This window comes from Candidatus Pelagibacter sp., from assembly GCF_052049995.1.
In the GTDB taxonomy this organism is placed as follows: domain Bacteria; phylum Pseudomonadota; class Alphaproteobacteria; order Pelagibacterales; family Pelagibacteraceae; genus Pelagibacter.
Genome location: NZ_JBNGYX010000001.1, coordinates 1 through 25587 on the forward strand (window position 1 = coordinate 1; position 25587 = coordinate 25587).

33 protein-coding genes, 1 tRNA gene and 1 rRNA gene are annotated in these 25587 nt (G+C 28.5%); 23 read left to right on the forward strand and 12 right to left on the reverse strand.

All coding sequences use genetic code 11. The annotated features are described in order from the left end of the window. The first annotated feature begins 16 nt into the window (after positions 1-16). Complete coding sequence (locus tag ACTT9Y_RS00005) at positions 17-1216, forward strand: glycosyltransferase (RefSeq protein ID WP_440932463.1); 1200 nt, start codon at positions 17-19, stop codon at positions 1214-1216. Between the two features lie 4 nt (positions 1217-1220). Here the strand turns inward: ACTT9Y_RS00005 and ACTT9Y_RS00010 are convergent, their stop codons facing one another. Next, positions 1221-2012 (reverse strand): class I SAM-dependent methyltransferase, encoded by a 792-nt coding sequence (locus ACTT9Y_RS00010; protein ID WP_440932464.1) that lies wholly within the window; start codon positions 2010-2012, stop codon positions 1221-1223. Positions 2013-2081: 69 nt separating this feature from the next. Here ACTT9Y_RS00010 and ACTT9Y_RS00015 point away from each other — a divergent pair, with 69 nt between their 5' ends. The 9 genes from ACTT9Y_RS00015 (at position 2082) to ACTT9Y_RS00055 (ending at position 7905) form a co-directional block, all read left to right on the forward strand. Beyond that, entirely contained in the window at positions 2082-3077 is a 996-nt protein-coding gene (locus ACTT9Y_RS00015; protein ID WP_440932465.1) for an NAD-dependent epimerase/dehydratase family protein, read from the forward strand. A gap of 54 nt (positions 3078-3131) precedes the next feature. Continuing rightward, a 5S ribosomal RNA gene (gene rrf / locus ACTT9Y_RS00020) occupies positions 3132-3246 on the forward strand. A 9-nt stretch (positions 3247-3255) separates the two neighbouring features. Next, complete coding sequence (locus tag ACTT9Y_RS00025; RefSeq protein WP_440932466.1) at positions 3256-4137, forward strand: NAD-dependent epimerase/dehydratase family protein; 882 nt, start codon at positions 3256-3258, stop codon at positions 4135-4137. 2 nt (positions 4138-4139) lie between these two features. Continuing rightward, on the forward strand, positions 4140-4265 hold the full coding sequence (gene ykgO / locus ACTT9Y_RS00030) for a type B 50S ribosomal protein L36 (protein ID WP_008545413.1): 126 nt from the start codon (positions 4140-4142) through the stop codon (positions 4263-4265). A gap of 4 nt (positions 4266-4269) precedes the next feature. Beyond that, on the forward strand, positions 4270-4380 hold the full coding sequence (locus ACTT9Y_RS00035; protein ID WP_075484395.1) for an aa3-type cytochrome c oxidase subunit IV: 111 nt from the start codon (positions 4270-4272) through the stop codon (positions 4378-4380). Positions 4381-4399: 19 nt separating this feature from the next. Continuing rightward, on the forward strand, positions 4400-5488 hold the full coding sequence (locus tag ACTT9Y_RS00040) for an NAD(P) transhydrogenase subunit alpha (protein WP_440932467.1): 1089 nt from the start codon (positions 4400-4402) through the stop codon (positions 5486-5488). Between the two features lie 6 nt (positions 5489-5494). Further along, positions 5495-5803, forward strand: a complete 309-nt coding sequence (locus ACTT9Y_RS00045; RefSeq protein ID WP_440932468.1) for a proton-translocating transhydrogenase family protein — start codon at positions 5495-5497, stop codon at positions 5801-5803. Positions 5804-5806: 3 nt separating this feature from the next. Then, a complete protein-coding gene (locus ACTT9Y_RS00050; RefSeq protein ID WP_440932469.1) occupies positions 5807-7201 on the forward strand; it encodes an NAD(P)(+) transhydrogenase (Re/Si-specific) subunit beta in 1395 nt (464 codons plus the stop codon). A gap of 5 nt (positions 7202-7206) precedes the next feature. After that, positions 7207-7905 carry a transaldolase family protein gene (locus ACTT9Y_RS00055; protein ID WP_440932470.1) on the forward strand — a complete coding sequence of 233 codons (699 nt, stop codon included), beginning with the start codon at positions 7207-7209 and terminating at the stop codon, positions 7903-7905. Positions 7906-7911: 6 nt separating this feature from the next. On the opposite strand, the gene ACTT9Y_RS00060 is transcribed toward ACTT9Y_RS00055, so the two are convergent. The 11 genes from ACTT9Y_RS00060 to tkt all read right to left on the reverse strand — a co-directional run bounded on the left by ACTT9Y_RS00060 (position 7912) and on the right by tkt (position 16158). Further along, positions 7912-7988: transfer RNA gene (locus ACTT9Y_RS00060), tRNA-Met, on the reverse strand. A 6-nt stretch (positions 7989-7994) separates the two neighbouring features. After that, a complete protein-coding gene (rpsU, locus tag ACTT9Y_RS00065; protein WP_075484443.1) occupies positions 7995-8189 on the reverse strand; it encodes a 30S ribosomal protein S21 in 195 nt (64 codons plus the stop codon). Between the two features lie 63 nt (positions 8190-8252). Continuing rightward, positions 8253-8834, reverse strand: coding sequence for a cell cycle transcriptional regulator TrcR (locus ACTT9Y_RS00070; protein ID WP_440932471.1), 582 nt, complete (start codon positions 8832-8834; stop codon positions 8253-8255). Further along, positions 8835-9065, reverse strand: coding sequence for a 50S ribosomal protein L31 (gene rpmE / locus ACTT9Y_RS00075; protein ID WP_145596160.1), 231 nt, complete (start codon positions 9063-9065; stop codon positions 8835-8837). It lies immediately after the preceding gene. A gap of 35 nt (positions 9066-9100) precedes the next feature. Continuing rightward, a complete protein-coding gene (locus ACTT9Y_RS00080) occupies positions 9101-9841 on the reverse strand; it encodes an inositol monophosphatase family protein (RefSeq protein ID WP_440932472.1) in 741 nt (246 codons plus the stop codon). A 1-nt stretch (position 9842) separates the two neighbouring features. After that, positions 9843-10403, reverse strand: a complete 561-nt coding sequence (gene efp / locus ACTT9Y_RS00085; RefSeq protein ID WP_440932473.1) for an elongation factor P — start codon at positions 10401-10403, stop codon at positions 9843-9845. Then, the gene (gene thiE / locus ACTT9Y_RS00090; RefSeq protein WP_440932474.1) at positions 10400-11014 is read right to left on the reverse strand and encodes a thiamine phosphate synthase; all 615 of its coding nucleotides are present in this window, start codon (positions 11012-11014) and stop codon (positions 10400-10402) included. Before thiE ends, efp begins: the two co-directional genes overlap by 4 nt. Then, positions 11001-12011 (reverse strand): class I fructose-bisphosphate aldolase, encoded by a 1011-nt coding sequence (locus ACTT9Y_RS00095; protein WP_440932475.1) that lies wholly within the window; start codon positions 12009-12011, stop codon positions 11001-11003. The genes thiE and ACTT9Y_RS00095 overlap by 14 nt, the downstream gene beginning before the upstream one ends. Before the next feature lies 1 nt (position 12012). Continuing rightward, complete coding sequence (locus ACTT9Y_RS00100) at positions 12013-13191, reverse strand: phosphoglycerate kinase (RefSeq protein WP_440932476.1); 1179 nt, start codon at positions 13189-13191, stop codon at positions 12013-12015. Then, on the reverse strand, positions 13191-14198 hold the full coding sequence (gene gap / locus ACTT9Y_RS00105) for a type I glyceraldehyde-3-phosphate dehydrogenase (RefSeq protein ID WP_440932477.1): 1008 nt from the start codon (positions 14196-14198) through the stop codon (positions 13191-13193). The genes ACTT9Y_RS00100 and gap overlap by 1 nt, the downstream gene beginning before the upstream one ends. A gap of 1 nt (position 14199) precedes the next feature. After that, positions 14200-16158, reverse strand: coding sequence for a transketolase (gene tkt, locus ACTT9Y_RS00110; protein ID WP_440932478.1), 1959 nt, complete (start codon positions 16156-16158; stop codon positions 14200-14202). Positions 16159-16211: 53 nt separating this feature from the next. Here tkt and ACTT9Y_RS00115 point away from each other — a divergent pair, with 53 nt between their 5' ends. The 13 genes from ACTT9Y_RS00115 (at position 16212) to tilS (ending at position 25579) form a co-directional block, all read left to right on the forward strand. Next, positions 16212-16535 (forward strand): 5-formyltetrahydrofolate cyclo-ligase, encoded by a 324-nt coding sequence (locus ACTT9Y_RS00115; protein WP_440932479.1) that lies wholly within the window; start codon positions 16212-16214, stop codon positions 16533-16535. Next, on the forward strand, positions 16523-16969 hold the full coding sequence (zapA, locus tag ACTT9Y_RS00120) for a cell division protein ZapA (protein ID WP_440932480.1): 447 nt from the start codon (positions 16523-16525) through the stop codon (positions 16967-16969). The genes ACTT9Y_RS00115 and zapA overlap by 13 nt, the downstream gene beginning before the upstream one ends. A 4-nt stretch (positions 16970-16973) precedes the next feature. Continuing rightward, the gene (locus ACTT9Y_RS00125) at positions 16974-17519 is read left to right on the forward strand and encodes a 5-formyltetrahydrofolate cyclo-ligase (protein WP_440932481.1); all 546 of its coding nucleotides are present in this window, start codon (positions 16974-16976) and stop codon (positions 17517-17519) included. Further along, a complete protein-coding gene (locus tag ACTT9Y_RS00130; protein ID WP_440932482.1) occupies positions 17516-18319 on the forward strand; it encodes a TIGR00282 family metallophosphoesterase in 804 nt (267 codons plus the stop codon). The genes ACTT9Y_RS00125 and ACTT9Y_RS00130 overlap by 4 nt, the downstream gene beginning before the upstream one ends. Positions 18320-18324: 5 nt before the next feature. Next, a complete protein-coding gene (locus ACTT9Y_RS00135; protein ID WP_440932483.1) occupies positions 18325-19050 on the forward strand; it encodes a YebC/PmpR family DNA-binding transcriptional regulator in 726 nt (241 codons plus the stop codon). Then, entirely contained in the window at positions 19050-19544 is a 495-nt protein-coding gene (locus ACTT9Y_RS00140; RefSeq protein ID WP_440932484.1) for a crossover junction endodeoxyribonuclease, read from the forward strand. Before ACTT9Y_RS00135 ends, ACTT9Y_RS00140 begins: the two co-directional genes overlap by 1 nt. A 53-nt stretch (positions 19545-19597) precedes the next feature. Next, positions 19598-20272 carry a protein TolQ gene (tolQ, locus tag ACTT9Y_RS00145; RefSeq protein ID WP_440932485.1) on the forward strand — a complete coding sequence of 225 codons (675 nt, stop codon included), beginning with the start codon at positions 19598-19600 and terminating at the stop codon, positions 20270-20272. Between the two features lie 3 nt (positions 20273-20275). Next, positions 20276-20692 carry a protein TolR gene (gene tolR / locus ACTT9Y_RS00150; RefSeq protein ID WP_023854310.1) on the forward strand — a complete coding sequence of 139 codons (417 nt, stop codon included), beginning with the start codon at positions 20276-20278 and terminating at the stop codon, positions 20690-20692. Positions 20693-20697: 5 nt separating this feature from the next. Next, entirely contained in the window at positions 20698-21561 is an 864-nt protein-coding gene (locus ACTT9Y_RS00155; protein ID WP_440932486.1) for a cell envelope biogenesis protein TolA, read from the forward strand. Positions 21562-21570: 9 nt separating this feature from the next. Next, a complete protein-coding gene (gene tolB / locus ACTT9Y_RS00160; RefSeq protein ID WP_440932487.1) occupies positions 21571-22911 on the forward strand; it encodes a Tol-Pal system beta propeller repeat protein TolB in 1341 nt (446 codons plus the stop codon). 97 nt (positions 22912-23008) lie between these two features. Further along, positions 23009-23500 carry a peptidoglycan-associated lipoprotein Pal gene (gene pal, locus ACTT9Y_RS00165; RefSeq protein WP_440932488.1) on the forward strand — a complete coding sequence of 164 codons (492 nt, stop codon included), beginning with the start codon at positions 23009-23011 and terminating at the stop codon, positions 23498-23500. Positions 23501-23586: 86 nt separating this feature from the next. Beyond that, positions 23587-24591: a tol-pal system protein YbgF gene (ybgF, locus tag ACTT9Y_RS00170; protein ID WP_440932489.1), complete on the forward strand. Its 1005-nt coding sequence runs from the start codon at positions 23587-23589 to the stop codon at positions 24589-24591. Then, positions 24551-25579 (forward strand): tRNA lysidine(34) synthetase TilS, encoded by a 1029-nt coding sequence (gene tilS, locus ACTT9Y_RS00175; protein ID WP_440932490.1) that lies wholly within the window; start codon positions 24551-24553, stop codon positions 25577-25579. Before ybgF ends, tilS begins: the two co-directional genes overlap by 41 nt. Positions 25580-25587 lie beyond the last annotated feature (8 nt).

Here is a 25587-nt window from a genome sequence, read left to right on the forward strand (position 1 = left end):
CGCTAATACTTAATCTATGAAAAAACTATTAATAATTGAAACCTACTATGAGGGTCATTATTTAACTGGATACATAAAATATATTTTAAGGTCTTTAAAAAATAAAGATTTTGAAATTACTTTGCTTACTTCAAAAAAGACTATCAAGTATGGAAAAGGAGCAATTCAAATACTAAATGAGGAAAAAGTAAAATTTAAAATTATCTCAGAAGATTTTGATAATTATCCTTTTTTTCTCAAAGGAAATTTATATTTTCAACAAGTAATTAATTACAATAGATTAATAAATTTTTACAAAAAAAATTTATATGATAATTTTGATTTAATTTGTTTCACTTCTCTACAGAGATTTTTAATTCCTCTATGCTTATTTGGTAATCCTTTTAATAATATTCCAATTATTGGCATTTTTCTTGGTGCTAAATTTCATTTAAAATATTTTAAGATTTTCCAGCAAGGTAGTTTTGATTTAATTTACAAAATTTTATTTAAAATTCTTTTAAAAAAACCTTTTATAAAAAGTGTTATATTAAATGATCATTTACTTGAAAAATTTATAAAAAAATATTACGAAAATTTAAGTAAAAAAATTTTATTCTTACATGATCCAAAAGAAACTCGATTTAAATTAAATAAAGTAAAAGTTAGAAAATCTTTAAATTTATCAAAGAAATCGAAATATATTCTTTTATATGGTGCTTTGATTGATTCAAAAGGTTTAGAAGAACTTTTTCAAATTATTAAATCAAACTATATAGGTAAAAATATAAGGCTAATAATCGCTGGAAAGCAGTTTTCATCTACTAAAACTTTTTTAAAATCTACTGAGGTCAAAAAATTAATTTATGAAAAAAAGATAATAATATTTAGTGGCTGGCAGAATGAACAAATGGAGGCAAAATTATTCACTGCAACAGATGTTATTTGGATAGCGTATAAAAATTATTCTTATCCAAGTGGCGTTTTATATCAAGCAGCTAGCTTCGGTTTACCAGTAATTCTATCAAACGATGGTTTGATAAATCAATTAAATAAAAAATATAAATTTGGGATATCAATAAATATTTTTAATATCAATGAGTCAGCTAAAAAAATTAATAAAATAATGAATATCAAAAACTACAGTAATTTCTCTAAAAATATAAAAATATTTTATAATCTTACAAAACCAAATAACTGGGTAAATGGTTTTTTAAAATTAATAAGAAATATTTAAGTTTTTAAATTTTTTTTAATTCAAGCATAAGGTGTTCGCCAATATTCTTCTTTAGCTCATTAAAAATTTTTGTTGGCATAAATTGAAAATGTTTAATTTTAATATATTTATTTCTTTTATAAGGTGAGATTTGATATTTAAATATAAAATCTTGGTATTGATTTAAGATTTTAAATTTTTTTTTAATTAATTCTTGAATTTCTTCTGAGCCAACCCGATAGACAACAGGACAACCCTTTTGTCTTTCATATCTGTAATTTGTTATATTTAATAAATAATTTTTGTAAGAATTTTTAGCGTAAAGCATAATTTTAATATCAGTATTTTTGTTGGATATTTTATGTATGCTCTCAAAAGCTTTTTTCATATTTTTTGTATGATGAATAACTCCAAATGAGTAAATTAGGTCTAACTTTATATTATTTTTTTTTAAGTATTTGATAATATTATTCAAATTTTCACAATTATCTTTTATAAACTTTGGATTTTTTTTGTTTAACTTGTATGCATTAACTCTTGCATTACAGATATTTATTGATTTCTGTGACAAGTCTATGCCAATATAATTAGCGCCATTACTTATGAATTCAATTGCATCAGTTCCAATTCCACATCCGATTTCAAGAACGTTCTTACCTTTATATTTTTTAAAGTTTGCAAATTTTGGAATATGATTTTCTACAAAATATTTTTTTTTTCTAACTTCATTAAAATATTCTAAACTTAGGAACTTTTTTGATGAATGATTTATGTTACAAGGTTTTTTATTCCAATATTTCTCAATTTTCTTTAACATTATATCTTTAGTATTTTACTTAAAATAAAAATCAATTGAAATGTTTTTAAAAACTGTTAATTAGAACGGATGTCAAAATACTTAGTTTGTGGAGCTGGTGGTTTTATTGGGGGTTATTTAGTAAAATCATTAATAGATGAGGGCCATCATGTTGTTTGTGCGGATATTAAACCGATTGAATATTGGTTCCAAAGTTTTGAAGTTTGTAAAAATTTTTCTTTAGATTTAAAAGAAATTGAAAACTGTGAAAAAATAATTGAAGGTGTGGATTATGTTTACAACATGGCTTGTAACATGGGTGGAATGGGTTTTATTGAAAACAATAAAGCTGAATGTATGCTTTCTGTATTAATAAATACTAACATGCTAAGAGCTTGTAGAAAATTCAATGTGAAAAAATATTTTTTTTCTTCAAGCGCTTGTGTATATAACGGTCAAAAGCAAATCGAAACGTTTGTTCCAGGTTTAAAAGAAAGTGATGCCTATCCTGCAGAACCTGAAGATGGATATGGATGGGAAAAATTATTTAGTGAAAGAATGTGTAGACATTTTACTGAAGATTTTGGTTTGGAGACAAGATGTATTAGGTATCATAATGTTTATGGACCATTGGGAACCTTCGATGGTGGTAGAGAAAAAGCTCCTGCAGCAATATGTAGAAAAGTGGCTAGTGCTAAAATAAATAACGAAAAATCAATTGAAGTTTGGGGAGATGGAGAGCAAACTAGAAGCTTTATGTTTATTGATGATTGTATTTATGGAACAAAAAAAATTTTTAATTCTGATTTTAGAGACGTTTACAATCTTGGAAGCAGTGAACAGGTATCTATTAATCAAATGATTGATATGGTTGAAAAAATTGCTGAGTACAAAGTAGAGAGAGAATATCTATTAGATAAACCTAAAGGTGTTAGAGGAAGATCAAGTGATAACACAAAAATTATAAATGATTTCAAATGGGAGCCAAATATAAAATTGTACAGTGGTTTAGAAAAAACATTTTCTTGGATATATCAGAGTTTAAAAAGCCCCGAAAATACTCAAAAATTTACATCATCATATTAAAAATAATTTTCACAAAGTCTTTACTTTTAGAGTTTTAAAATGTACAACGGCTCGCCTGGTGATTATTGCGAAAGTGTAATACCCGATCCCATTTCGAACTCGGAAGTCAAGCCTTTCAGCGCCGATGGTACTTTGTCTTAAGACATGGAAGAGTAGGACGTTGCCAGGCTATCTAAAAATGAAAAATTTCATAGTTGTAACAGGTGGAGCAGGATTTGTTGGTTCAAACTTAATCGAATTTTTAATAAAAAAAACAAAATATGAAATTATTAGTTTAGATAATTACTCATCAGGTTCAAAAAAAAATCATATAAAAAATAAAAGAGTAAAATATATTAAAGGAGATACATCAAATATTAGAAAAATTTTAAATAAACAAAAAAACAAGATAAATTCCATTTTTCATTTTGGTGAGTTTGCAAGAATTTTTCAAAGTTTTAAAAAATTTGATGAATGTTATTACTCTAATTCAATAGGCTCTAAAGCAGTTTTTAAATTTTGTTTAGATAATAATATTAAAATAATTTATTCAGCAACCTCAGCAAGCCTAGGAAATAAAGGAAATGATAAAAATTTATCTCCATACGCATTTACTAAATCTAAAAATTTAGAATTATTAGAAAATTTAAAAAAATGGTTTGATTTTAAATTCGAAGTTGTCTTTTTTTATAATGTTTATGGTCCCCGTCAAATTAAAACTGGAGAAATGGCAACAGTTATAGGAATATTTGAGCACCAGTTTTTAAATCAAAAGCCATTAACTGTAGTTAAACCAGGGAGCCAAACAAGAAGATTTACCCATATTTATGACACTGTTAAAACTTGTTATGATGCTTTTAAAGCAGATAAATGTAAATATTACAGCATAAGCAATAAAAAATCACACTCTATTCTAAACGTAGCCAGAATGTTTAAAAAAAAGATTGTATTTTTAAAATCAAGACCAGGGGAGCGATATGCCTCAGCATTGACTAAAATTTCACATAATAATGAAATAATTCAAAAATATGGAAAATTACAATTGAAAGATTATATAAGTTCCTTTATTAAGTCCCACTAATTATGAAAATTAAAAGTTCATTAAAATCTATTAAAAAAAGAGACTTAAACTCTAAATTAGTTAGAAGAAGAGGTAGAGTTTATGTTATTAACAAAACGAACCCAAAATTTAAAGCAAGACAGAAATAATTTTATGGATAATGAAAACCATAAAAATACTTGGAATAATTTTACAAAATTTGTTTTGTGGGGAACTGTTGCTGTGATCTCAGTTTTAGTTTTAATGGCAATATTTCTTTTATAATAACTTAATTTGTTTTTTTATGAATTTAGCCTCAATTTCAGAAAATAGAGATATTGAAAAGCGAATAGCAATTACCCCAGAAATTGCAAAAAAATATATCAGTTTAGGATTTAATTTAACATTACCAAATAATTATGGAACTAATTTAGGTTTTAATGACGAAGATTACAAAAATCTAGGAGTTAATTTTTTAGATAATGAAGATGAAATAATTAAAAATTCTCAAGTTGTTGTTCAATTAGGATTACCTGTAGAGGAAAAATTATCATTGTTTAAAGAAAATCAAACTTTAATTGGTTCATTAAACTTTTTTGTAAACAAAGAAAAATTAGAGAATTTAAAGTCAAAGAAAATAAATTGTTTTTCTTTAGAGTTACTGCCTAGAATTACAAGAGCACAATCTATGGATATCTTATCATCTCAAGCTAACCTTGCTGGATACAAAGCTGTTGTAGAAGCTTTCCAGGTTTATGAAAGAGCAATTCCGATGATGATGACTGCAGCTGGAACAGTTCCTGCAGCAAAAGTATTAGTAGTTGGAGCTGGAGTTGCTGGGTTACAAGCTATTGCAACTGCTAAAAGAATGGGAGCAGTAGTATTTGCAACAGATGTAAGAATGGCCTCAAAAGAGCAAGTTGAGAGTTTGGGTGGTAAATTTCTTACAGTAGAAGGATCTGAAAATTTAGAAACCGAAGGCGGTTATGCAAAAGAAGCATCAGATGAATTTAAAAAAAAGCAAGAAGAATTACTTTCAGAAACATTGAAAAAAATTGATATAATAATTTGTACTGCTTTAATTCCAGGCAGAGAAGCTCCAAAGATAATTAAAGAGGAGATGTTTAAAAATTTACAATCAGGTTCAGTAATTTATGATTTAGCAGCAGTTCAAGGAGGAAATACTGTTTTTACGGAAGTTGATAAAATTGTGGAAAAAAATAATGTTAAAATTTTGGGTGAAGCAAATATATTAAATAAATTACCCGTATCAGCTTCTAATTTATATGCCAAAAATGTATTTAATTTTATCTCTAATTTATATGATAAAGAAAATAAGAAATTGAATATTAATTTAGAAGATGAAATAATTGAAAAAACACTTATTAAGTAATATTTTATGGAAATAGATCCTTTTATATTCAGATTAAGTATATTTATATTGTCAATATTTGTTGGCTACTACGTTGTATGGAGTGTAACACCCTCTTTACACACTCCTTTAATGTCAGTTACGAATGCAATTTCTTCAGTAATCATTGTAGGTGCGATAATTGCAGCTTTATCTGGAAGTGATGGAGTAGTTTTTTCATCCTCTAGCATATATGGATTTTTAGCAATTACTTTAGCAGCTGTTAATATTTTTGGTGGATTTTTAGTCACCCAAAGAATGTTAGCAATGTATAAAAAAAAGAAAAAGGATAAATAATTAATGTCTGCAAATTTATCTGCAATTTTATATTTAATATCTGGCGTATTATTTATTTTAGCTTTAAGAGGTTTGTCATCTCCTGAAACTTCTAGGCAGGGAAATTTATTTGGAATCATTGGAATGGTTATTGCTGTATCGGTCACATTTCTGTCTGTTGGTAATTTTAGCTCTGGATTTGTTTATGTTTTGATATTTTTAGCTATAGGCGGTGGCATTGGAGCATTTATAGCATATCGTATTCCAATGACTGCAATGCCAGAATTGGTTGCAGGCTTTCACAGTTTGGTTGGTCTAGCAGCAGTATTTGTTGCTATCTCAGCATTTATAAATCCTGCAGCTTTTAATCTTGGAACACCTGGAAATATAAAGCTTGCAAGTTTAATTGAAATGGCGATAGGAGCAGCAGTTGGTGCGATTACTTTCTCTGGCTCTGTTATAGCTTTTTTAAAATTACAAGGAATAATGTCAGGTGCACCCATAACCTTTAAAGGTCAGCACTTATTAAACGCTTTATTACTAATATTAATTGTAATATTAACAATTTACCTTTGTTCAACTCAATCATCTAATTTATTTTGGATTTTAATAGCAGTTTCTTTTTTAATTGGTTTTCTGATAATTATTCCAATTGGTGGTGCAGATATGCCAGTTGTAATTTCAATGTTAAATTCTTATTCAGGCTGGGCCGCTGCTGGAATTGGATTTACTTTAGAAAACACAGCTCTAATTATTACAGGAGCATTGGTTGGATCATCTGGTGCAATACTTTCATATATAATGTGTAAAGGAATGAATAGATCATTTTTTAATGTTATTTTAGGTGGTTTTGGAGCTACAGAACAAACTTCTGGAAGTCAAAACAAAGAACAAAGACCAGTAAAAAGTGGTAATGCAGACGACGCAGCTTTTTTAATGAAAAATGCGTCTTCAGTTATAATTGTTCCAGGTTATGGAATGGCAGTGGCACAAGCACAGCACGCTTTAAGAGAAATGGTGGATACATTAAAAAAGAACGATATAAAAGTATCATATGCTATTCATCCAGTCGCTGGACGTATGCCAGGTCATATGAATGTTTTGTTAGCTGAAGCAAATGTTCCATATGATGAAGTATTTGAATTGGAAGAAATAAATAATGATTTTGCAAATGCAGATGTTGCATTTGTGATTGGTGCAAATGATGTTACTAATCCCGTAGCAAAAACAGATCCTCAAAGTCCGATTTATGGAATGCCAGTCCTAGACGTGGAAAAATGTAAGTCTGTATTATTTGTAAAAAGAAGTTTATCTCCCGGATATGCAGGAATAGACAATGATTTATTCTATAAAGAAAATACTTTAATGCTTTTTGCAGATGCAAAAAAAATGACAGAGGATATTACAAAAAATTTGTAGATCTTATGAATATAAAGATTTTTTGTGATATCGCAGATGTCTCTTTAATTAAAAAATTTAATAAAAAAAAAATTGTTAAAGGGTTTACAACTAATCCAAGCCTTATGAGAAAAGCTGGTGCAAAAGACTATAAGTCATATTCTAAACAAATACTTAAGTTTTGCAAAAACAAACCAATTTCTTTTGAAGTGTTTGCTGATGATCAAAAATCTATGATTGATCAAGGAAAAAAAATAAATACCTGGGGTAAAAATATATATGTTAAAGTTCCAGTGGTTAACTCAAAAAATAAGTTTACAGGAAATGTAATTAAAAAGCTTAATAATAAAAATATTAAGTTGAATATAACGGCAGTATACACAGCTAAACAAACTGCAAAAATACTTAAAGTAATAAATAAAAAAACAAAAGTGATAATATCAATTTTTGCTGGAAGAGCAGGAGATGCTGGAAAAGATCCAATCCCTGAATTTGTCAAAAGTATAAAATTAGCAAAAAATTATAAAAATGTAGAAATCTTATGGGCTAGTGTGAGAGAACCGTATAATTATTTGCAAGCTAAACAATTGGGCTGCCATATAATTACTATTCCTCCAGCTGTAATTGAGAAAATAGAAAAATTTGGAAAATCATTCAATCAGTTAACTATAGAAACAGTTAAGGCTTTCCTTGTTGATAGCAAGAAGTCTAATTTTAAAATATAATTAAATTGGTTGCGGGGGACGGATTTGAACCGCCGACCTTCAGGTTATGAGCCTGACGAGCTACCAGACTGCTCCACCCCGCGGTATTTTTAAATTCTATTTTTGAGTTTATTTAATTTCTTAACTCTTTTTATATTTTCTTGAAGTATTCTCTTTTTCTTTTCTGATGGTTTTTCATAAGTATTCTTTAATTTAATAACTTTAAAGAAACCATCTCTTTGAAGTTTTCGTTTTAAAACCCTCAAAGCTTGTTCAACATTATTATCTTTAACTTCTATTTTAATAACAACCTCCAAAAAAGCGCTTAGATAACACTTTTATAAATTTATGTCTATTAATTTTATTCATTATACAGATGCCTGGTTTGATTTGTTTTGTTTTTCTTTTTCTTTTTTTTCTCTTTTTATTCTTCTTTCAGCTTTTTCAATAGCCTCAACCAAATCTTTTTGAGTGAATAGATTTAAAGCAACAGGATCTTTTGGGTTTAAATTATTATAATTCCAATAACTTTTATTTCTAATTGATGTTACAGAATTTTTAGTGATGCCAACTAACTTGGCTATTTGGGAGTCTTTTAATATATTGTGTTGTTTAATTAACCATAAAGCAGAGTCGGGTTTATCTTGCCTTTTTGATAAAGGAATATATTTCTTTATTTTTTTTTCATTATTTGAAATTTCAATATCATTACTTTTAATATTTAATGGTCTATTTTCGTCTTTTGAAGATAGTTCAATTTCCTCTCTTGAAAGTTGACCAGATATAATGGGATTATATGCTTTAATACCCTTTGCCACTTCACCATCTGCTATACCTTGTATTTCAACTACGTGTAATTTACAAAAATCTGCGATTTGCTTAAAAGTTAATGTAGTATTTTCTACTAACCATACAGCAGTTGCCATTGGCATTAAGGGTGCGTTTGACATTTAGCTATTTTTTTCTGATTTAAAGTTTTGGAATTTTTTATTAAATTTACTTATTCTACCTTTATCCATTAATTTTTGTTTTCCACCAGTCCAGGCTGCATGAGATTTAGGGTCTATTTCTAATTTTAATATATCCCCCTCAGCACCCCAAGTTGATTTAGTTTCAAATTGAGTGCCATCAGTCATTTCAACTTTTATAGTGTGGTAGTTTGGATGTATGTCTTTTTTCATATCGAGACTTATAGCAAAAGAAACTTAGAACACAATTAAAAGTTCTTTAAATTTTCAAGCATTTTATCATTAATTGCACCACTTGATGCTCTAATATCTATATTATTATGATCGAATTTATCTAAATCATTAACTATCCCACCTGCCTCCTTTACTAACAAGGCTCCTGCTGCTACGTCCCAAATATTAATTTTATTATGAAAAAAGCCATCTAATCTACCTGAAGCTACATAAGCTAAATCTAATGCTGCACAACCACTATATCTCATATTCAAATTGCTAAATTTGACTCCTTCATGATTACTAGAAAACAAACATTCATTTATTAAGTTTTTATTTGATACTCGTAATCTTTGATTATTTAGATAAGCTCCTTTATTTTTTTCTGCATAAAACATTTCATCTTTAATAGGATCATAAATTAAACCACTAATTATCTCTTTTTTTGATTCATGAGCTAAAGAAATTGCAAAATGAGGAATGCCATGTAAAAAATTTGTTGTACCATCTATTGGGTCAATAATCCAAATATTATCTTTATCGTCATTTTCAATTGAACCAACCTCTTCTGATAAAAAAGAATAATTTTTTTTGATTTTAGAAAGTTCTTCAATTAGAATTTTTTCTACTTGTCTGTCAGTTTTTGTAACAAAATCTCGAGGTCCTTTTTTAGATACTTGTAGTTTTTCAACTTCTCCAAAATCTCTTATCACAGACTTCGAGGCTTTCTCAGCTGCTTTGATCATAATATTTAAATTTGAAGATATAGAGATCATTTTAGATTTTTTTTAAGTATTCTAAATTTCTAGTATCAACTACGATTTCATCACCTGCTTCAATGAATGGAGGAACTTGTATGTTTAAACCATTATCAAGAGTTGCTGGTTTATAAGATGATGACACAGTTTGTCCTTTGAGCGCTGCATCAGTAGTTTTAATTTTACAATTTACTTGGTTAGGTAATTCAATTGATAAAGGGTTTTCATTATAAAAACTTACAGAAACTTTTAAGTTTTCAGTTAAAAGTTTACCCTTATCACCTATAGTTTCTTTTTTTATTTCTATTTGTTCAAATGTTTTTGGATTAATAAAAAAATAATTAGTTTCATCGCTATAAAGATAATTGAAAGTAGTTTCCTCCAACGATGCTTTTTCTACTGTTTCACTTGATCTAAATCTTTCATTTAACTTTGTATTTTTGTTTAAACTTTTCATTTCAACTTGAGCAAACGCTCCACCTTTTCCTGGTTTTACATGTTGGGTTTTTAAAACTTGCCATAAGTCATTTTTATATTCTAAGAGCATTCCAACTCTTATTTCTCCAGCATTAATTTTCATTTTAATCTTTCTATAGCTTGTAACGGTTTATATTTTTTATTTTTCCAAATGTAGCCTGAGATAGCTAAAAAATTCGCATTATTCAATAATAGATTTTTATAATTAACAGCATTAATTCCGCCAATAGCTACTGTTGGTATTTTTGTAAATTTTTTAACTTTATTTAAAATCTTTACAGATGCTACATGCGTAGTTTTTTTAGTTTTAGATTGATTAAAAGCACCAAAGGCAAGGTAATCAGCTTTAGCTTTAATTGCTTTTTTTGCTAAATTCATAGAATTATGACAAGTAATTCCTATAATTTTTTTACCAAGTATTTTTTTTGCTACATTAATACTCATATCTTTTTGACCTAGATGGCAACCATCTGCGTCTAATTTTAAAGCAAGTGAAGGATCATCGTTAATTATAAATTTTACATTATTTCTTTTGCAAATATTTTTAATTTTTTTTCCAATTATAATTTTCTTTTTAATAGAATAATTTTTAAGTCTAAGTTGAAAAAAACTTACTTTTTTTGTTTTTAGAACTAATTCAAGATTGTTATAGAAAGAATTGACTATTTTGTTGGGAGAAATGAGATAAATAAATTTTTTTTTATTTATTTTCAAGTTCGCTAGACCATTTTCCTTGAGCAGCTAAAGTGCACATTTTAACTCTGTGGTTGAAAGTAGTTTGAGTTGCATCTACATCTTTAATATCACTAGACCAAACTTTTAAAGCACTTTGTTGAAGAGCTCTTCCATATGAATAGGTCATTATAAAATTTGTATTATTATTTTTATTTATTAAATTTAAATTTTCTGTAGCTTCAATTTCAGATTGCCCTCCAGATAAAAAAGCTATCCCAGGAACTTCGTTGGGTACAGAATTTTTAATGCATTCTAACGTTTTGAGAGAAACTTCTTCATTAGAGATTTTATTTTTTGATAGGCTGCCAGACAAAATCATATTTGGTTTTAATATTATTCCTGAGAGATCAACTTTGTGTAAAATTAGTTCCTCAAAACACTTTTTAATTACTTCTGATGTTTTATTTAAACAAACTTCAGCAGAATGATTTCCATCCATCAATACTTCAGGTTCTACAATTGGAACCATTCCACTTTCTTGAACTAGCGCAGAGTACCTAGCAAGCGCATGAGCATTACTATTAATTGCGATTTTGCTTGGAAATTTTTCACTAATAGAATAAACGCCTCTCCATTTTGTAAATCTTGCTCCAAGATCATAATATTTTTTCAATCTATCTCGAAGGCCATCTAATCCTTCTGTAATTTTTTCTTTAGGTGAATTTGCTAAATCTTTTGCACCAGTATCAACTTTAATTCCAGGAATTGCACCTGAACTAGATATTAAATCTGGTATTGATTTTCCTGTGCTAGAAATTTGATTAATTGTTTCATCGTAAAGAATAACACCACCTATGTAATCCTTTATTCCGTCTGATGAAAAAAGAATTTCTCTGAAGGAAAGCCTATTTTCTGGAGTTGATTTGACATTTACTGTTTCAAGTCTTTTTGTCATAGTTCCATTGCTTTCATCAGCAGCAAGTATACCTTTGCCATTGGAAATTATTTTAAGTGCAATTTTATTTAATTCAGACATTTTAATTTAGTGCGGTTATACCAGGAAGGTTTTTACCTTCAAGATATTCTAAAAAAGCTCCACCTGCAGTTGAAACAAAATTAAACTCATTAACAGCGTTTAAATTATTTAACAAGGAAACTGTGTCTCCACCACCAACAACTGAATAAATCTTGTTTGCTTTATTATTTTCAATTATTTTTTTTGCAATTTGAATACTTCCATAAGCAAAATTTGGATTTTCAAAATATCCTGCCGGTCCATTCCAAAGTATAGTTTTACTATTATCAATAATTTTTGTTATTTTTTCTATAGTTTTTGGACCAATATCTAATATCATTTCATCAGTTAATATTTCGCTCAATTCTTTCTTTTGTGGAGATCCACTTAAATCTTTAGATACTACTACATCTTCTGGATAGATTATTTTACATTTTTCTTTTTTTGAAAGAGAGATGATTTCTTCAACTATTTTATCGCAATTTTTCTCTTTAATAGATTTCCCAACACTATTTCCAAAATATTCTATGAAATTATTAGCCATACCCCCAACAATTATAAGATTATCAAATTTAGGAATTAAATTTTTAATAACATTAATCTTAGTTGAAATTTTAGACCCTCCAATAACACAAGTAATTGGCCTAGTAATTTCAGAAGTTATTTTATTGAGTGCATTCACTTCTAAGTTTAGCTGTAACCCAGAAAACGAGGGTAAGAATTTTGGAATTTCGTAAATTGAGGCATGAGCTCTATGCGAACAAGAGAAAGCATCATTGACATATATATCTCCAAGATTTGATATTAATTCAGCAAACTTATTGTCATTTTGTTCTTCTTCAGAATAAAATCTAATATTTTCTAAAACAAAAATATCTTCATTATAGTTATTGAAAAATTTTTTATTTATTATTTCTTTGATATTTTCACTAATTAGTTTTACTTTTTTTTTTAATTTTTTTTGCAATTCTTCACAAATTGGTTTTAGGGAGAGCTCTTTAACAATTTTACCTCTTGGTCTTCCAACATGAGATAAAATTATAATTTTAGCTTTTTGTCTAATCAAAAAATCTAATGTAGGAAGAATTTTATCAATCCTTGTTGTGTCTATTATTTTTCCTTTGTCTAAAGGAACATTTAAATCCAGTCTTAATAATATTTTTTTATTGTTTAGATTTTTTTCGTTAATAATACTTCTCATTAAGAGATTTCATGCAAAGTTTGAGCGATATCACACATTCTATTAGAAAAGCCCCATTCATTATCATACCAGGCTGATATTTTGCCCATATTGCCTCCAACTACATTTGTTAAAGAAGCATCTACTATTGCAGAAGCAGGATGGTGATTAAAATCTATAGATACTAATTTTTCATGAGTAACTTCTAAGACATTTTTTAATCTATTTTTTGACGCTTTTTCAAAGGCATCATTAATTTTTTTTATATTAATATCTTTCTTTGTACAAAAAACTAGTTCAACAAGAGAGACATTAGGAGTGGGCACCCTCATCGCAATACCTTCTAGTTTTCCTTTCAGGTTTGGTATTATTTCTCCTATTGCTTTTGAAGCTCCTGTTGAAGTAGGAACTATTGATTGACTCGCTGATCTTGCTCTTCTTGGATCTTTGTGTGAATTATCTAAAATTCTCTGATCGCTAGTAAATGCATGAATTGTAGTCATAAAACCTTTTTCAATTTCAAAATTTTCATTGAGAACATGGGTCACCGGTGCCAGACAATTAGTTGTGCATGAAGCTGCAGATATTATTTTATCCTCTTTAGTAATTATATTTTCATTAACACCAAATACTATTGTTTTATCAGCATTTTTACATGGAGCAGAAACGATCACCTTTTTTGCACCATTTTCTATGTGAGCAAGAAGTTTTTCTTTTGAATTAAATTTTCCAGTACATTCGAAAACATAATCAACATCATGTTTTTTCCAATTTATCTCTTCAATTTTTGTTTCTTGAGAAAATGAAATTTTATCTTTATTAATTATTAGATGATTTGTATCGTAATCTAATTCAGCATTTAATTTTCCATGTATAGAGTCATATTTGATTAACTTAGATGTAGTTTCTGAATTTGACTTATTGTTTATATGATTAATTTTTAAATTTTTATTTTTACTTTCGACAATTGATCTAACAACCATACGACCAATCCGTCCCATTCCATTAATTCCAATTTTAATTGTCATTTTATTTATTTAATAATTTTTTAGTGATATTTTTAATGTTCGTACTCTCTAGTCCAAAATATTTATAAATATCTTTATAGGGTGCACTTTTTCCGAATTCATCAATTCCAAAAGCAATACCGTTGTGACCTACATATTTTTTCCAACAATCGCTTGATCCAGCTTCAATGGATATTTTAAATTTTGTTTCTTGTAAAATTTTATTTTTATAAGATTTTAACTGTAATTCAAAAAGTTCCATACAAGGCATTGATATCACTTTGGAATATATTTTATCTTTGGCTAATTTATGGCTAACCTCTAACGCCAGATTAACTTCAGATCCACTTGCTAATATTGTTAGACTAATTTTTTTATTTGTTCTTAAAACCTCATAAGCACCTAATGAGCATAAGTTTTTATTTGAGTATGTTTTTCTTACTGGATTTAAATTTTGTCTTGTTAAAGATAGTACGCTAGGTGTTTCTGAGCTTTTTAAGGCGTGCTCCCAACATTCAATAGTTTCAATTCTATCTGCAGGCCTAAATACATTTAAGTTAGGTATAGCACGTAAGCCCGAAAGCTGTTCTATAGGTTGATGGGTAGGGCCATCTTCCCCGAGCCCAATAGAGTCATGAGTCATTACATAAATGACTCTTTTTTTCATTAATGCAGACAATCTGATCGAAGGTTTGCAATAATCAGAAAATATTAAAAAAGTACCTCCATAAGGAATTAGATTACTGTGAAGTGCGATACCATTCATAACCCCACTCATTGCGTGTTCTCTCACCCCGTAGTGAATGTAGTCACCAGTAAAATCTCCAGGTTTAATTATTTTATGGTTTTTAGTTTTTGTATTATTTGATCCCGCTAAATCAGCAGAGCCACCAATTAAATTATTTTTTTGTTTTGTTAATGCATTCAATGTCATTTCTGAATATTTTCTGGTAGCTAAACTTTTTGGCTCGTTTATTGCATTTTCTTTTTCTTTCTTAAGCACCGTAGTAAAGTTATTTTTTAAAGCTTGATTAAATTTTATTTTTTTTCTTTTTAATGCTTTGTTCCATTTTTTTTCTAAAATCTCACCTCTTTGACCAATTTTTCTCCATTCGTTTAAAATTTTATTTGGGATATCAAAAGGCTTAGTTTTCCAATTTAAGGCTTTTCTTACAAGTTTGATTTCATCTACTCCCAAAGGACTTCCATGGGACGATGCTTTTCCTGATTTATTTGGTGAACCATATCCAATCTTTGTTTTACAAGAAATCACAGAAGGTTTTTGAGCTTTTTGAACTTTTTTTAGTGCTTTAAAAATTTCTTTTTCATTATGACCGTTGATAGAAATATAATCCCAACCATATCCTTCAAATCTTTTTTTAAAATTGTCTGAAACCGCGAGATTTGTTGGACCATCAATTGAAATTGAATTGTTATCAAATAGCATAACTAAATTTTTAAGTTTTAAATGTCCTGCTAAACTCATCGCTTCATGACTTATTCCTTCCATTAAACATCCGTCTCCAGCTAAAACATAAGTTTTGTGATTAATTAAATCTTTACCTAATTTATTTTTTAAAATTTCTTCAGCTATTGCAAAACCAACTGCATTAGATATACCTTGTCCAAGAGGACCTGTTGTAGTTTCAATACCAGTTTTCGGATGATATTCAGGATGTCCAGCACAAATAGAATTAAGCTGTCTAAATTTTTTAATATTATTAATTGATATGCTTTTATATCCAGTTAGGTAAAGCAAAGAATATAAAAGCATAGAACCATGACCAGCAGATAAGACAAATCTATCTCTATTTAACCAATCCGGATTTTTTGGATTAAATCTTAAAAAATTTTTGAATAATACTGTTGCAACATCTGCCATACCCATTGGCATTCCTGGGTGACCTGAATTTGCTTTTTGAACAGCATCAATTGATAAAAATCTGATGCAATTAGCTAAATCATTGTGTAGTTTGCTCAAAATTATCCTGACTAGACTAAGAAGAATCTATTTAATAATATAAACATATATATATGAATTCTATAAACGAAAAAGAAAAAAAATTAAATATTGCATTAGAGGAGTTAAAAAATTTAGATCTAACAAATCCTGAATTACAAAAAAATATCGAAAATTTAAGCACAAAACAAAATCAATTAGAAATTGAAAAAATACAGATCGAAGAAAAATATAAAACTTTACTCGAGGAACATGAAAGTTTATCAAAAAAACTTGAGGATTTAAAAAATAAAGAAAAGCTGGAAGAAAGAAAACAAATTGAATTTTCTGAAAAAATTGACGAACTTAATCAAGAAACCGACACACTATTGGATGAAATAGATAAATGGCAAATGTAGGCATAAAATTTAACAATAAAGAGTTTTTGCTAGCTTGTGAAGATGGACAAGAGGAGCACTTAGAAGAATTGTTAATCCAGATTAATAAAAAGTTTAATAATTTAAAAAATGATTTGGGAAATCTAGGTGAAAATAAATTATTATTAATTACAGCTGTAAAAATAATGGATGAATATTACGAAACTAAGAAAAAAGTAGATCAAAAAAAAGAAGAATTAAATGATCTATCAAAAAAATTTAAAGAACTTAAATCTCTAATTTACGATTATAGGGACACAAAAGAAACTGAAATTGAAAAACTAAATCTTGATCATGAAAATTTAAAACAAGAAATTGACGATAATCAAAAAAAATACGAAAATTTAATTGATGAAGCTGCTGATCAAATATCAAATTTTGTAAAAAAAGCAAAATTAGAAAACATTTCAAAGTAGGTCTGTGAGTAAATCTAAGCTAAGAAGTAAAATTTTAAATATTAGAAAAAAAAATTCGAATAAAAAACTTAGTCTCAATCCTGAAAGAATTTATCGATTTTTAAAAAAAAATAAAATTAATTTCAAAAATGTAGGAGGGTATTACCCTTATAATCATGAGATTGATGACTTGGATATGCTTTATTTTTTAAGAACCAAAAAGGCAAATATTTCCTTACCAATAATTAGAGAAAATAACCAAATGGATTTTTTTGAATGGACAAATAAAGATCCTTTAAAAATAAATAAGTATGGAATTGCTGAGCCAACTTTAGGAAAAAAAATTTACCCAGATATAATATTTGTTCCTTTGGTAGCTTATGATCATGATTTGAATAGATTAGGCTATGGTGGAGGATTTTATGATCGTTATTTAGAAAAGGTATCTAAAATTAAAAAAATATTTAAAATTGGATTTGGATTTTCATACCAGGAGATAAAAAAAATACCTATCAACAGGCATGATAAGAAACTTGATTTAATAATAACCGAGAAAAAAATTATACAATGAGAATTTTGTTTTTAGGAGATGTTGTTGGAATTTCAGGATGTTCTAAATTAACAAGTAATTTATTAAATGAAATTGATAAAAACAAAATCGATTTTGTTATAGTAAACGGTGAAAATGCAGCAGATCAAGGTGTGGGGCTAACTAAAGAGATATGTAAGGATTTTTTTAATTGTGGAGTTGATGTTATCACAACCGGCAATCATGTTTGGGATCAAAAAGAAATTATGGAATTTATTGATAAAGAAGAAAGATTATTAAGACCTAAAAATTTATTTGAACCTTCACCAGGAAAAGGTTTTCAGATTTATAAAACAAAGAATGATATAAAAATTGGAGTTCTTAATTTGATGGGTAACGTTTTTATGAAAAAGTGTGATGATGTTTTTGAAGCTTCTCAAAAATTTTTAAAAGAAAATGAAATGAAAAAGGATTTTGATTTTCTTGTAGTTGATTTCCATGGTGAAATTACTAGCGAAAAAAATGCTATAGGACATCTATTTGATGGAAAGGCAACTCTCGTGGTTGGAACCCATACCCATATTCCGACAAATGATGCCAGAATACTTAATAATGGCACTGGATATCAAACCGATGCAGGTATGTGTGGGGATTATGACTCAGTGATTGGAATGAATAAAGAAAATTCTTTGAATAGATTTTTAAAAAAGAATTCAGCGAAACACTTTCCCGCTACTGGAGATGCTACTTTGTGTGGTGTTATAGTAGATTGTGATATAAAAACAGGTTTAGCAATAGATATCAAAAGCTATGTATACGGAGATCAACTGAAAAATATTTAAAGATCATGGCAGGACATTCACATTGGGCGGGAATAAAACATAAAAAAGGTAAGGCTGATAAGCAAAGATCAAAGATATTTTCAAAATTATCTAAAGAGATTACTGTTGCGGCAAAACTTGGTGACAAAGACCCTACAATGAACCCTAGACTAAGATCTGCAGTACAGGCTGCTAGATCTGCAAATATGCCTAAAGATAATATTGAAAGAGCAATAGATAAATCTTCTGCGGCTACAGGAGTAAATTTTGAAAATTTAAGATACGAAGGGTTTGGACCAGAAAAGATTGCTGTTATAGTTGAAACTTTAACAGACAACAAAAACAGGACCGCATCAAATATTAGAACTATTTTTCAAAAAAGTGGTGGGAGTTTAGGAACTCAAGGTTCAGCATCTCACAATTTTCAACAATTGGGTATAATCAAAATTGATAAAAAAGAGATATCTGATGAAAAAATTTTAGATTTAGCGATAGAGTCAGGAGCTAATGAGTGTTTATCTTATGAGGAATATCATGAGGTTCAGTGTCAAATGAGTGAAATATATAATGTAAAAAAAAAACTTGAGAAAATTATTGTGAATTTTATTTCTACAGAAATTGAATGGGTCCCTTTAAATAGTGTTGAAGTGAATCAAGATAATAAAGATAGTGTATTAGATTTTCTAGAAACTCTCGAGGAAGATGATGATGTTCAGAACGTTTATTCAAACGTTAATTTAGGTGGTATTTAATGATGATTATTGGAATTGATCCAGGCATCTCAGGTTCAATCTGTTTTTTTCAAGATGGTATAATAAAAGATGTAATTGAAATGCCGACCATGACAGATGGTAAGAAGAATAAAAGACAAGTAAATGGTGCTCAAATATTTAATGAAATAAGTGAAAGAATAAACAAATTTAATAAAAAAAACATAAAAGTTGTAATTGAACAAGTTTCTGCAATGCCTGGACAAGGCGTTACTAGTATGTTTAATTTTGGTCAATCTTTTGGTATTTTAAAGGGAATATGTAGTGCAATGCATTTACCTGTTTATTATGTAAGACCTGCTAAGTGGAAAAAATATTTTAATCTTATTAATTCAGAAAAAGATGCGAGCAGAACAAGGGCTATTGAAATTTTTCCATATTTTTCATCTCAATTGTCAAAAAAGAAAGATAATAACAAGGCAGATGCTATTCTTATAGCTAGTTTTTTCTACGAAACTTATCAAAAAGAAGAATAATCAATTTAAATTTAAAGACAAAATCATGACACATTTACGTGTGATGAGTAAGCATGGAAGCAGATATAGCAGCAAAAGCAGTTGAATTAGGAACAAACACAGATTTTTCATTATTCAGTTTATTTTTTAGAGCAGACATAATTGTTAAGTCTGTAATGATCATATTAATATTGTGCTCAATATATTCATGGGCTGTAATTATTGAAAAGTTTCGTTTATTCAAAAAAATAACTAAATCTTCAGAAGAATTTGAGGAAAAATTTTGGAATTCTAAATCTGCTGAAACTTTTTACAATAGTTTACCTAGTAAACTAGAGGATCCAATGTCAATTGTGTTTCAAGATGCAATGGAAGGATTGCTTAAAAAAAAATCAAGAACCAATATTAGTGAAAGAATGAGTGCATCTTTAGAAGCTGGAATTGAAAAACAAATGACAAAAATTGAAAAAGGTTTTACTTTTTTGGCAACAGTAGGTTCAACAGCACCATTTATTGGATTGTTTGGAACTGTTTGGGGAATTATGAATTCTTTTCAGTCTATAGCTATTTCAAGAAACACAAGTCTTGCGATAGTTGCGCCTGGAATAGCCGAAGCTTTATTTGCAACTGCACTTGGTCTTTTGGCTGCTATACCAGCAGTAGTTGCCTACAACAAATTCAATAATGACGCAAAAAAATATTCTGAAAAATTAGAAAACTTCTCTAAAAGATTTTTAACAATCATTTAACAAATGGCTTTCAAATTTAATCGCTCATCAAAAGAACCTATGAGTGAAATAAATGTTACTCCATTCGTAGATGTTATGTTGGTATTATTAATTATATTTATGGTAACAGCACCATTGTTAACGGTTGGCGTTCAAGTTGATTTACCAGAAAGTTCGGCAGACTCTTTACCTGAAGAAACAGAACCTTTAACACTGTCAATTAACGCAAAAGGTGAAATTTTTATTCAAGAGGCAAAAGTTGAATACGATAATATTATTGCAAAAGTTTTAGCAGTTTCAAAAAATAGAACTGATACCAGAATTTATGTTAGAGGTGATAAAACTATAAATTATGGAAGAGTTTTAGAAATTATGGGATTACTATCAGGATCTGGTTTTACTAAAGTAGCATTGATTTCAGAACCGTATAAGCAAAGGTAATTAAAGTGAATAGAAGTTTAATTATTTCTTCTGTTTTGCATGTTTTGTTAATTTTCATTACAGCCATGAGCTTACCTTTTTTGGCAAAGAAACCACTTGATATTCCACCAATAGTATCAGTTGAGTTAATTCAAATAGCAGAAAAAACTAATATTCCTTTTGCACCTAAGGCTAAAAAAATAATTGAGAAAGTAAAAGAGAAAGAAAAAAAACTTGTTTCTGAACAAGCTCCACCAAAAAAGGTAGAAAAAACGAAAACAAAAACTGTTCTGGCTCCTGATCAAAATAATAAAAAAATAGAGAATGAAAAACCTGAAGCAGTTCCACTTCCAGATAAAACTTTAAAAAAGGTTGAAACAAAAGAGGAAAAAAAACAAAATCCTGAAAAAGTAGATGATGAAGTTAAACAAGTATCAGAATTTGAAAAAAAAGATTTGTTTGATCCAAATAATATTGCTGCTTTAATTGATAAATCAAAAGAAGAGAGTGCTGAAGTTTTAAAAACAAATGACGATATTACTCAAGATCAAGAAAGAAATGTAGAAAACACAGGTCTTACTCTAAGCGAAGAGGATGCTCTTAAGGCACAAATATTTGGTTGTTGGAGTATTCCATTAGGATTACCATACAATGAAAATTTATTAGTAAGAATAAAATTAAAATTAAAACCTGATGGAACAGTATCAAAAACAGAAATTTTGGACCATGCAAGAATGAATAAACCAGGCCAAGGTTTTTACAAGGTTTTAGCAGAAAGCGCTTTGAGAGCTGTCAAGTTATGCCAACCATTAAGAGTTCCAACAACTGGATATGAAAGATGGAAAGAATTGCAGTTAAATTTTGATGCAAGAGAGATGTTAGAGGGGTAGTATATTTAAATGACAAAAAAAATTTTGATTTTATTTTTTATATTGATACCAATCAATGCAAATGCTTTAATAGAAGTTGATATAACTAGGGGAAATTTAAATCCACTTCCATTAGCAGTTTCCCCCCTGTCAATTGATGAAGAGTCTAGAAAAGGTTTTGAAAAAATACTTAAAAAAGAAAATATTGGTTCTGAAATATCCAATATTGTTGAGAACAATTTGAGGACCTCAGGATTATTTAACCCTCTTGATAAAAAGGCTTTTTTACAAGCTCCCGATATTGCAAATTTAAAACCAAGATTTGAAGATTGGAATTTAATTAAAGCTCAAGCACTAATTACTGGCAAAGTGAATTTTGTTGATGATAAATTAAGAGTTGAGTTTCGATTATGGGATGTTTTAGCCGCTAAAGAAATGATGGCTTTAGCTTTTACCACAGTACCTAACAATTGGAGAAGAGTAGGGCACATTATTTCTGATAAAGTTTACGAAAGGCTGACAGGAGAAAAAGGTTATTTTGATACAAGAATAATTTATGTCTCTGAAGAAGGACCAAAAACACAAAGAATAAAAAAATTAGCAATCATGGATCAAGACGGAGCTAATAATAAATTTTTGACATTAGGGAACGAGTTAGTTTTAACACCACGATTTAACCCTGCAAGTCAAATGGTAACATATTTGTCTTACTTTAAAAATATGCCAAGGGTTTATTTATTAGATATAGAAACCGGTACACAAGAGGTAGTTGGAGATTTTCCTGGAATGACATTTGCACCACGTTTTTCACCTGACGGAAAAAAAATAATTATGAGTTTTGCTAAAGACGGAAAGTCAGATATTTACACTATGGATTTAGAAAATAGAATTGTTGAAAAAATTACCAATCATCCATCAATTGATACCTCCCCATCTTATTCTCCTGATGGAAAATATATTACATTTAATTCTGACAGAAGTGGTTATCAGCAAATTTATGTGATGAAGAATGATGGAAGTGATGTAAAAAGAATTTCTTTTGGTAACGGTTTATATGGAACACCTGTATGGTCTCCTAGAGGAGATTTAATTGCATTTACAAAATTACATAAAGGTAAATTTTATATAGGTGTCATGAGGACTGATGGTAGTGGTGAAAGATTGTTGACTGAAAATTATTATCAAGAGGCGCCATCTTGGTCTCCAAATGGAAGGGTACTAATATTTTATAGAGAGACAAAAACTAACTCCAAAGGAGAAGGTTTTTCAGCAAAATTGTGGTCTATAGATTTAACGGGTTATAATGAGCGGCAAATAAAGACACCTACAGATGCTTCGGACCCATCATGGTCATCTTTATTAAGTAATTGAAGATTAATTTTTGTTAATTTCTTGATTTTTAGACTTGAAACCTCTATTTAGTTGTGAAAAAGTTAAGAAATTGAAATTAGCAGCAAGGAGCAATTTAATGAGATTAAACAAAATTTTGAAAAACACACTTTTAGTATTAACAGCTTGCCTAGTGCTATCTGCATGTGCAACTAAAAAAGAAGTGGCTACAGACATTCAAGGTCAAATGCAAGGTGATGTTTACACAGGAACAGACACAGTTGAATATTTAGCTGAAGGAGTTCCAGACAGAGTTTTCTTTGCAACAAATGAGTCGATATTAACAACTGCATCAAGAGAAACTTTAAGAGCTCAAGCAGCTTGGTTAAGAAAGAATCCAACTATAAATGTAGTTCTTGAAGGTCATGCTGACGAAAGAGGAACAAGAGAATATAACTTGGCTCTTGGTGAAAGAAGAGCAAATGCAGCTAAAGATTATTTAATGACTTATGGAATATCTTCTGACAGAATTACAGTATTAAGTTATGGTAAAGAGAGACCAGTTGACTCTGGTTCAAACCCATTAGCTTGGTCAAAAAACAGAAGATCAGTAACTGTTAAAGCAAATTAATTATTTAAAATTTAAGACCCTAAAACCTTTATTGGATTTAGGGTCTTTTTTTTGCCATTTTTATAATCATAAATCTAATTTAAATGATGCTCATATTTAAATTAGTAATTTTAAAATTATTTCTAATCTTAAATTTGGTTTTTATTAATATTTCTTTTGCAGATAACCATAATATTTATGAAACATTAGAGATAATAAAAAATGATCTTAAAACTCTTGAAAGAGCAGTTTATTCTGGATCTATAGAAGTGAAAGCTAACACCAATGATAGTTCAGTTTCAGATTTGGACCAAAATTCAGAAGATGTTTTAACTAGACATCTATTAAAATTATCTGAGGTTGAGGATCAGTTTAGAGAGCTCACTAATAAATTTGAAGAAATAAATTTTAAGTTGGATAAATTATCTACCCGTGTTTCAAAAATACAAGCAGATAACCAAATAAGATTCCAAGATATTGAGACCAACATTAGCTCTGGAAATATAAGTAGCGTAGAAAATCAATTAAGCTCAAAACCAAAAACAGATGAGCAAAAAGTTTTACCTGGAAGTTCGCAACCTCAAGATTTAGGAACAATTTCATATAAGGATACAGAAACAAATGAAACTTCACAACAAATTCAATCTGTTGATACTACAGCTTCAATTGTGACTGAAAATTTTCAGTCTGAAGAAAAAATACTTCCTCAAGACTTAAATGCAGAGGAGCAATATGAATTTGCAACCAGTTTTTTAAAAGTTGGTGACTACAGCACGGCGGAAAGAGCTTTTAGAGAATTTGTTCTATCTAACTCTGATCATGAGTTAGCTGGTAGCGCACAATATTGGTACGCAGAAACATTCAGAATTAGACAATTATATACTGATGCAGCATCTGCTTATTTAGAGGGTTACCAAAAATATCCTAAAGGAAAAAAAGCTCCAATTAATCTATTAAAACTTGGAGTATCAATGGTTCAAATTGGTGAAAAGGACCAAGGATGTAAAATGATAAATGGTGTAGAATTGCAATATCCCAATGCAAATCAGTCTGTAATACAAAAAGCAAAATATGAGTCCAAAAAATTTGAATGCGTCAAACAAGACTCATAAGTTTTTATTAAATCAATTAAAAGATAAACAAACTTCTAAAATTTATAAAAAATTTGAAAAAAATCTTGATTTAAAAGAGGATTTCATAGTTGCAGTTTCTGGTGGACCAGACAGTCTAGCTTTATGTTTTTTATCAAAAATTTATTCGATTAAAAAACATATAAAAGTAAAATATTTTCATGTCGATCATAAACTTAGAAATAATTCAACAAAAGAAGCAAAATTTGTAAAATTAATTCTAAAAAAATTGTCTACTAATCTTGAGATTTTAACCTGGATTGGAAAAAAACCAAAAAGTAACATTCAATCAATCGCAAGAAACAAAAGATATGCACTCATGATTGACAAAGCAAAAAAATTAAAAATAAAAAATATTTTATTAGGTCATCATAAAGATGATTTAATAGAGAATTTTTTTATTAGAATTTTGAGAGGTAGCGGTTTAAATGGCATGGTGTCATTTGATCAAAAAACTAATCTACAAAATATTAATTTGATTAGACCTTTGTTAAAATTTTCTAAACAAAATTTAGAATATATTACAAAAAAGGTTTTTAAAAAAAATGTTGAAGATCCCTCGAATAAAAATGATAAATTTAAAAGAGTAAAAATTAGAAATTTTATAAAGTACTTGGAACTAGAGGGATTGGATAACGATAAATTTAATTTAACAATTAAAAATTTAAGATTTGCTAATGAGTCAATTAAATACTTTGTAGAAAAAAATTTAAAAGATAATTCAACAATTTCAAATATTAATAAGTTTGTTATTTTAAATAAAAATTTTTTTCTTCAGCCGGAAGAAGTGGTTTTTAGGTCTCTCACAGAAGTGCTAAAAGGTGTTGGTAAAAAATATTACCCAGCAAGAGGAAAAAAAATTGATAAATTAATTTATCAAATTAAAAATGATAGCTCTTTTAAGGTCACTTTAGGAAACTGTATAATAAAGAAGGTAAATAACTCAGTTATATTATCAAAAGAGCGTTAAAGTTGATG

Coding starts and splice junctions, on each gene's coding strand:
- ACTT9Y_RS00005 (WP_440932463.1), top strand. CDS start 17: ATGAAAAAACTATTAATAATTGAAACCTACTATGAGGGTCATTATTTA.
- ACTT9Y_RS00010 (WP_440932464.1), bottom strand. CDS start 2,012: ATGTTAAAGAAAATTGAGAAATATTGGAATAAAAAACCTTGTAACATA.
- ACTT9Y_RS00015 (WP_440932465.1), top strand. CDS start 2,082: ATGTCAAAATACTTAGTTTGTGGAGCTGGTGGTTTTATTGGGGGTTAT.
- ACTT9Y_RS00025 (WP_440932466.1), top strand. CDS start 3,256: ATGAAAAATTTCATAGTTGTAACAGGTGGAGCAGGATTTGTTGGTTCA.
- ykgO (WP_008545413.1), top strand. CDS start 4,140: ATGAAAATTAAAAGTTCATTAAAATCTATTAAAAAAAGAGACTTAAAC.
- ACTT9Y_RS00035 (WP_075484395.1), top strand. CDS start 4,270: ATGGATAATGAAAACCATAAAAATACTTGGAATAATTTTACAAAATTT.
- ACTT9Y_RS00040 (WP_440932467.1), top strand. CDS start 4,400: ATGAATTTAGCCTCAATTTCAGAAAATAGAGATATTGAAAAGCGAATA.
- ACTT9Y_RS00045 (WP_440932468.1), top strand. CDS start 5,495: ATGGAAATAGATCCTTTTATATTCAGATTAAGTATATTTATATTGTCA.
- ACTT9Y_RS00050 (WP_440932469.1), top strand. CDS start 5,807: ATGTCTGCAAATTTATCTGCAATTTTATATTTAATATCTGGCGTATTA.
- ACTT9Y_RS00055 (WP_440932470.1), top strand. CDS start 7,207: ATGAATATAAAGATTTTTTGTGATATCGCAGATGTCTCTTTAATTAAA.
- ACTT9Y_RS00070 (WP_440932471.1), bottom strand. CDS start 8,834: ATGTCAAACGCACCCTTAATGCCAATGGCAACTGCTGTATGGTTAGTA.
- rpmE (WP_145596160.1), bottom strand. CDS start 9,065: ATGAAAAAAGACATACATCCAAACTACCACACTATAAAAGTTGAAATG.
- ACTT9Y_RS00080 (WP_440932472.1), bottom strand. CDS start 9,841: ATGATCTCTATATCTTCAAATTTAAATATTATGATCAAAGCAGCTGAG.
- efp (WP_440932473.1), bottom strand. CDS start 10,403: ATGAAAATTAATGCTGGAGAAATAAGAGTTGGAATGCTCTTAGAATAT.
- ACTT9Y_RS00095 (WP_440932475.1), bottom strand. CDS start 12,011: ATGTCTGAATTAAATAAAATTGCACTTAAAATAATTTCCAATGGCAAA.
- ACTT9Y_RS00100 (WP_440932476.1), bottom strand. CDS start 13,191: ATGAGAAGTATTATTAACGAAAAAAATCTAAACAATAAAAAAATATTA.
- gap (WP_440932477.1), bottom strand. CDS start 14,198: ATGACAATTAAAATTGGAATTAATGGAATGGGACGGATTGGTCGTATG.
- ACTT9Y_RS00115 (WP_440932479.1), top strand. CDS start 16,212: ATGAATTCTATAAACGAAAAAGAAAAAAAATTAAATATTGCATTAGAG.
- zapA (WP_440932480.1), top strand. CDS start 16,523: ATGGCAAATGTAGGCATAAAATTTAACAATAAAGAGTTTTTGCTAGCT.
- ACTT9Y_RS00130 (WP_440932482.1), top strand. CDS start 17,516: ATGAGAATTTTGTTTTTAGGAGATGTTGTTGGAATTTCAGGATGTTCT.
- ACTT9Y_RS00135 (WP_440932483.1), top strand. CDS start 18,325: ATGGCAGGACATTCACATTGGGCGGGAATAAAACATAAAAAAGGTAAG.
- ACTT9Y_RS00140 (WP_440932484.1), top strand. CDS start 19,050: ATGATGATTATTGGAATTGATCCAGGCATCTCAGGTTCAATCTGTTTT.
- tolQ (WP_440932485.1), top strand. CDS start 19,598: ATGGAAGCAGATATAGCAGCAAAAGCAGTTGAATTAGGAACAAACACA.
- tolR (WP_023854310.1), top strand. CDS start 20,276: ATGGCTTTCAAATTTAATCGCTCATCAAAAGAACCTATGAGTGAAATA.
- tolB (WP_440932487.1), top strand. CDS start 21,571: ATGACAAAAAAAATTTTGATTTTATTTTTTATATTGATACCAATCAAT.
- pal (WP_440932488.1), top strand. CDS start 23,009: ATGAGATTAAACAAAATTTTGAAAAACACACTTTTAGTATTAACAGCT.
- ybgF (WP_440932489.1), top strand. CDS start 23,587: ATGCTCATATTTAAATTAGTAATTTTAAAATTATTTCTAATCTTAAAT.
- tilS (WP_440932490.1), top strand. CDS start 24,551: ATGAGTCCAAAAAATTTGAATGCGTCAAACAAGACTCATAAGTTTTTA.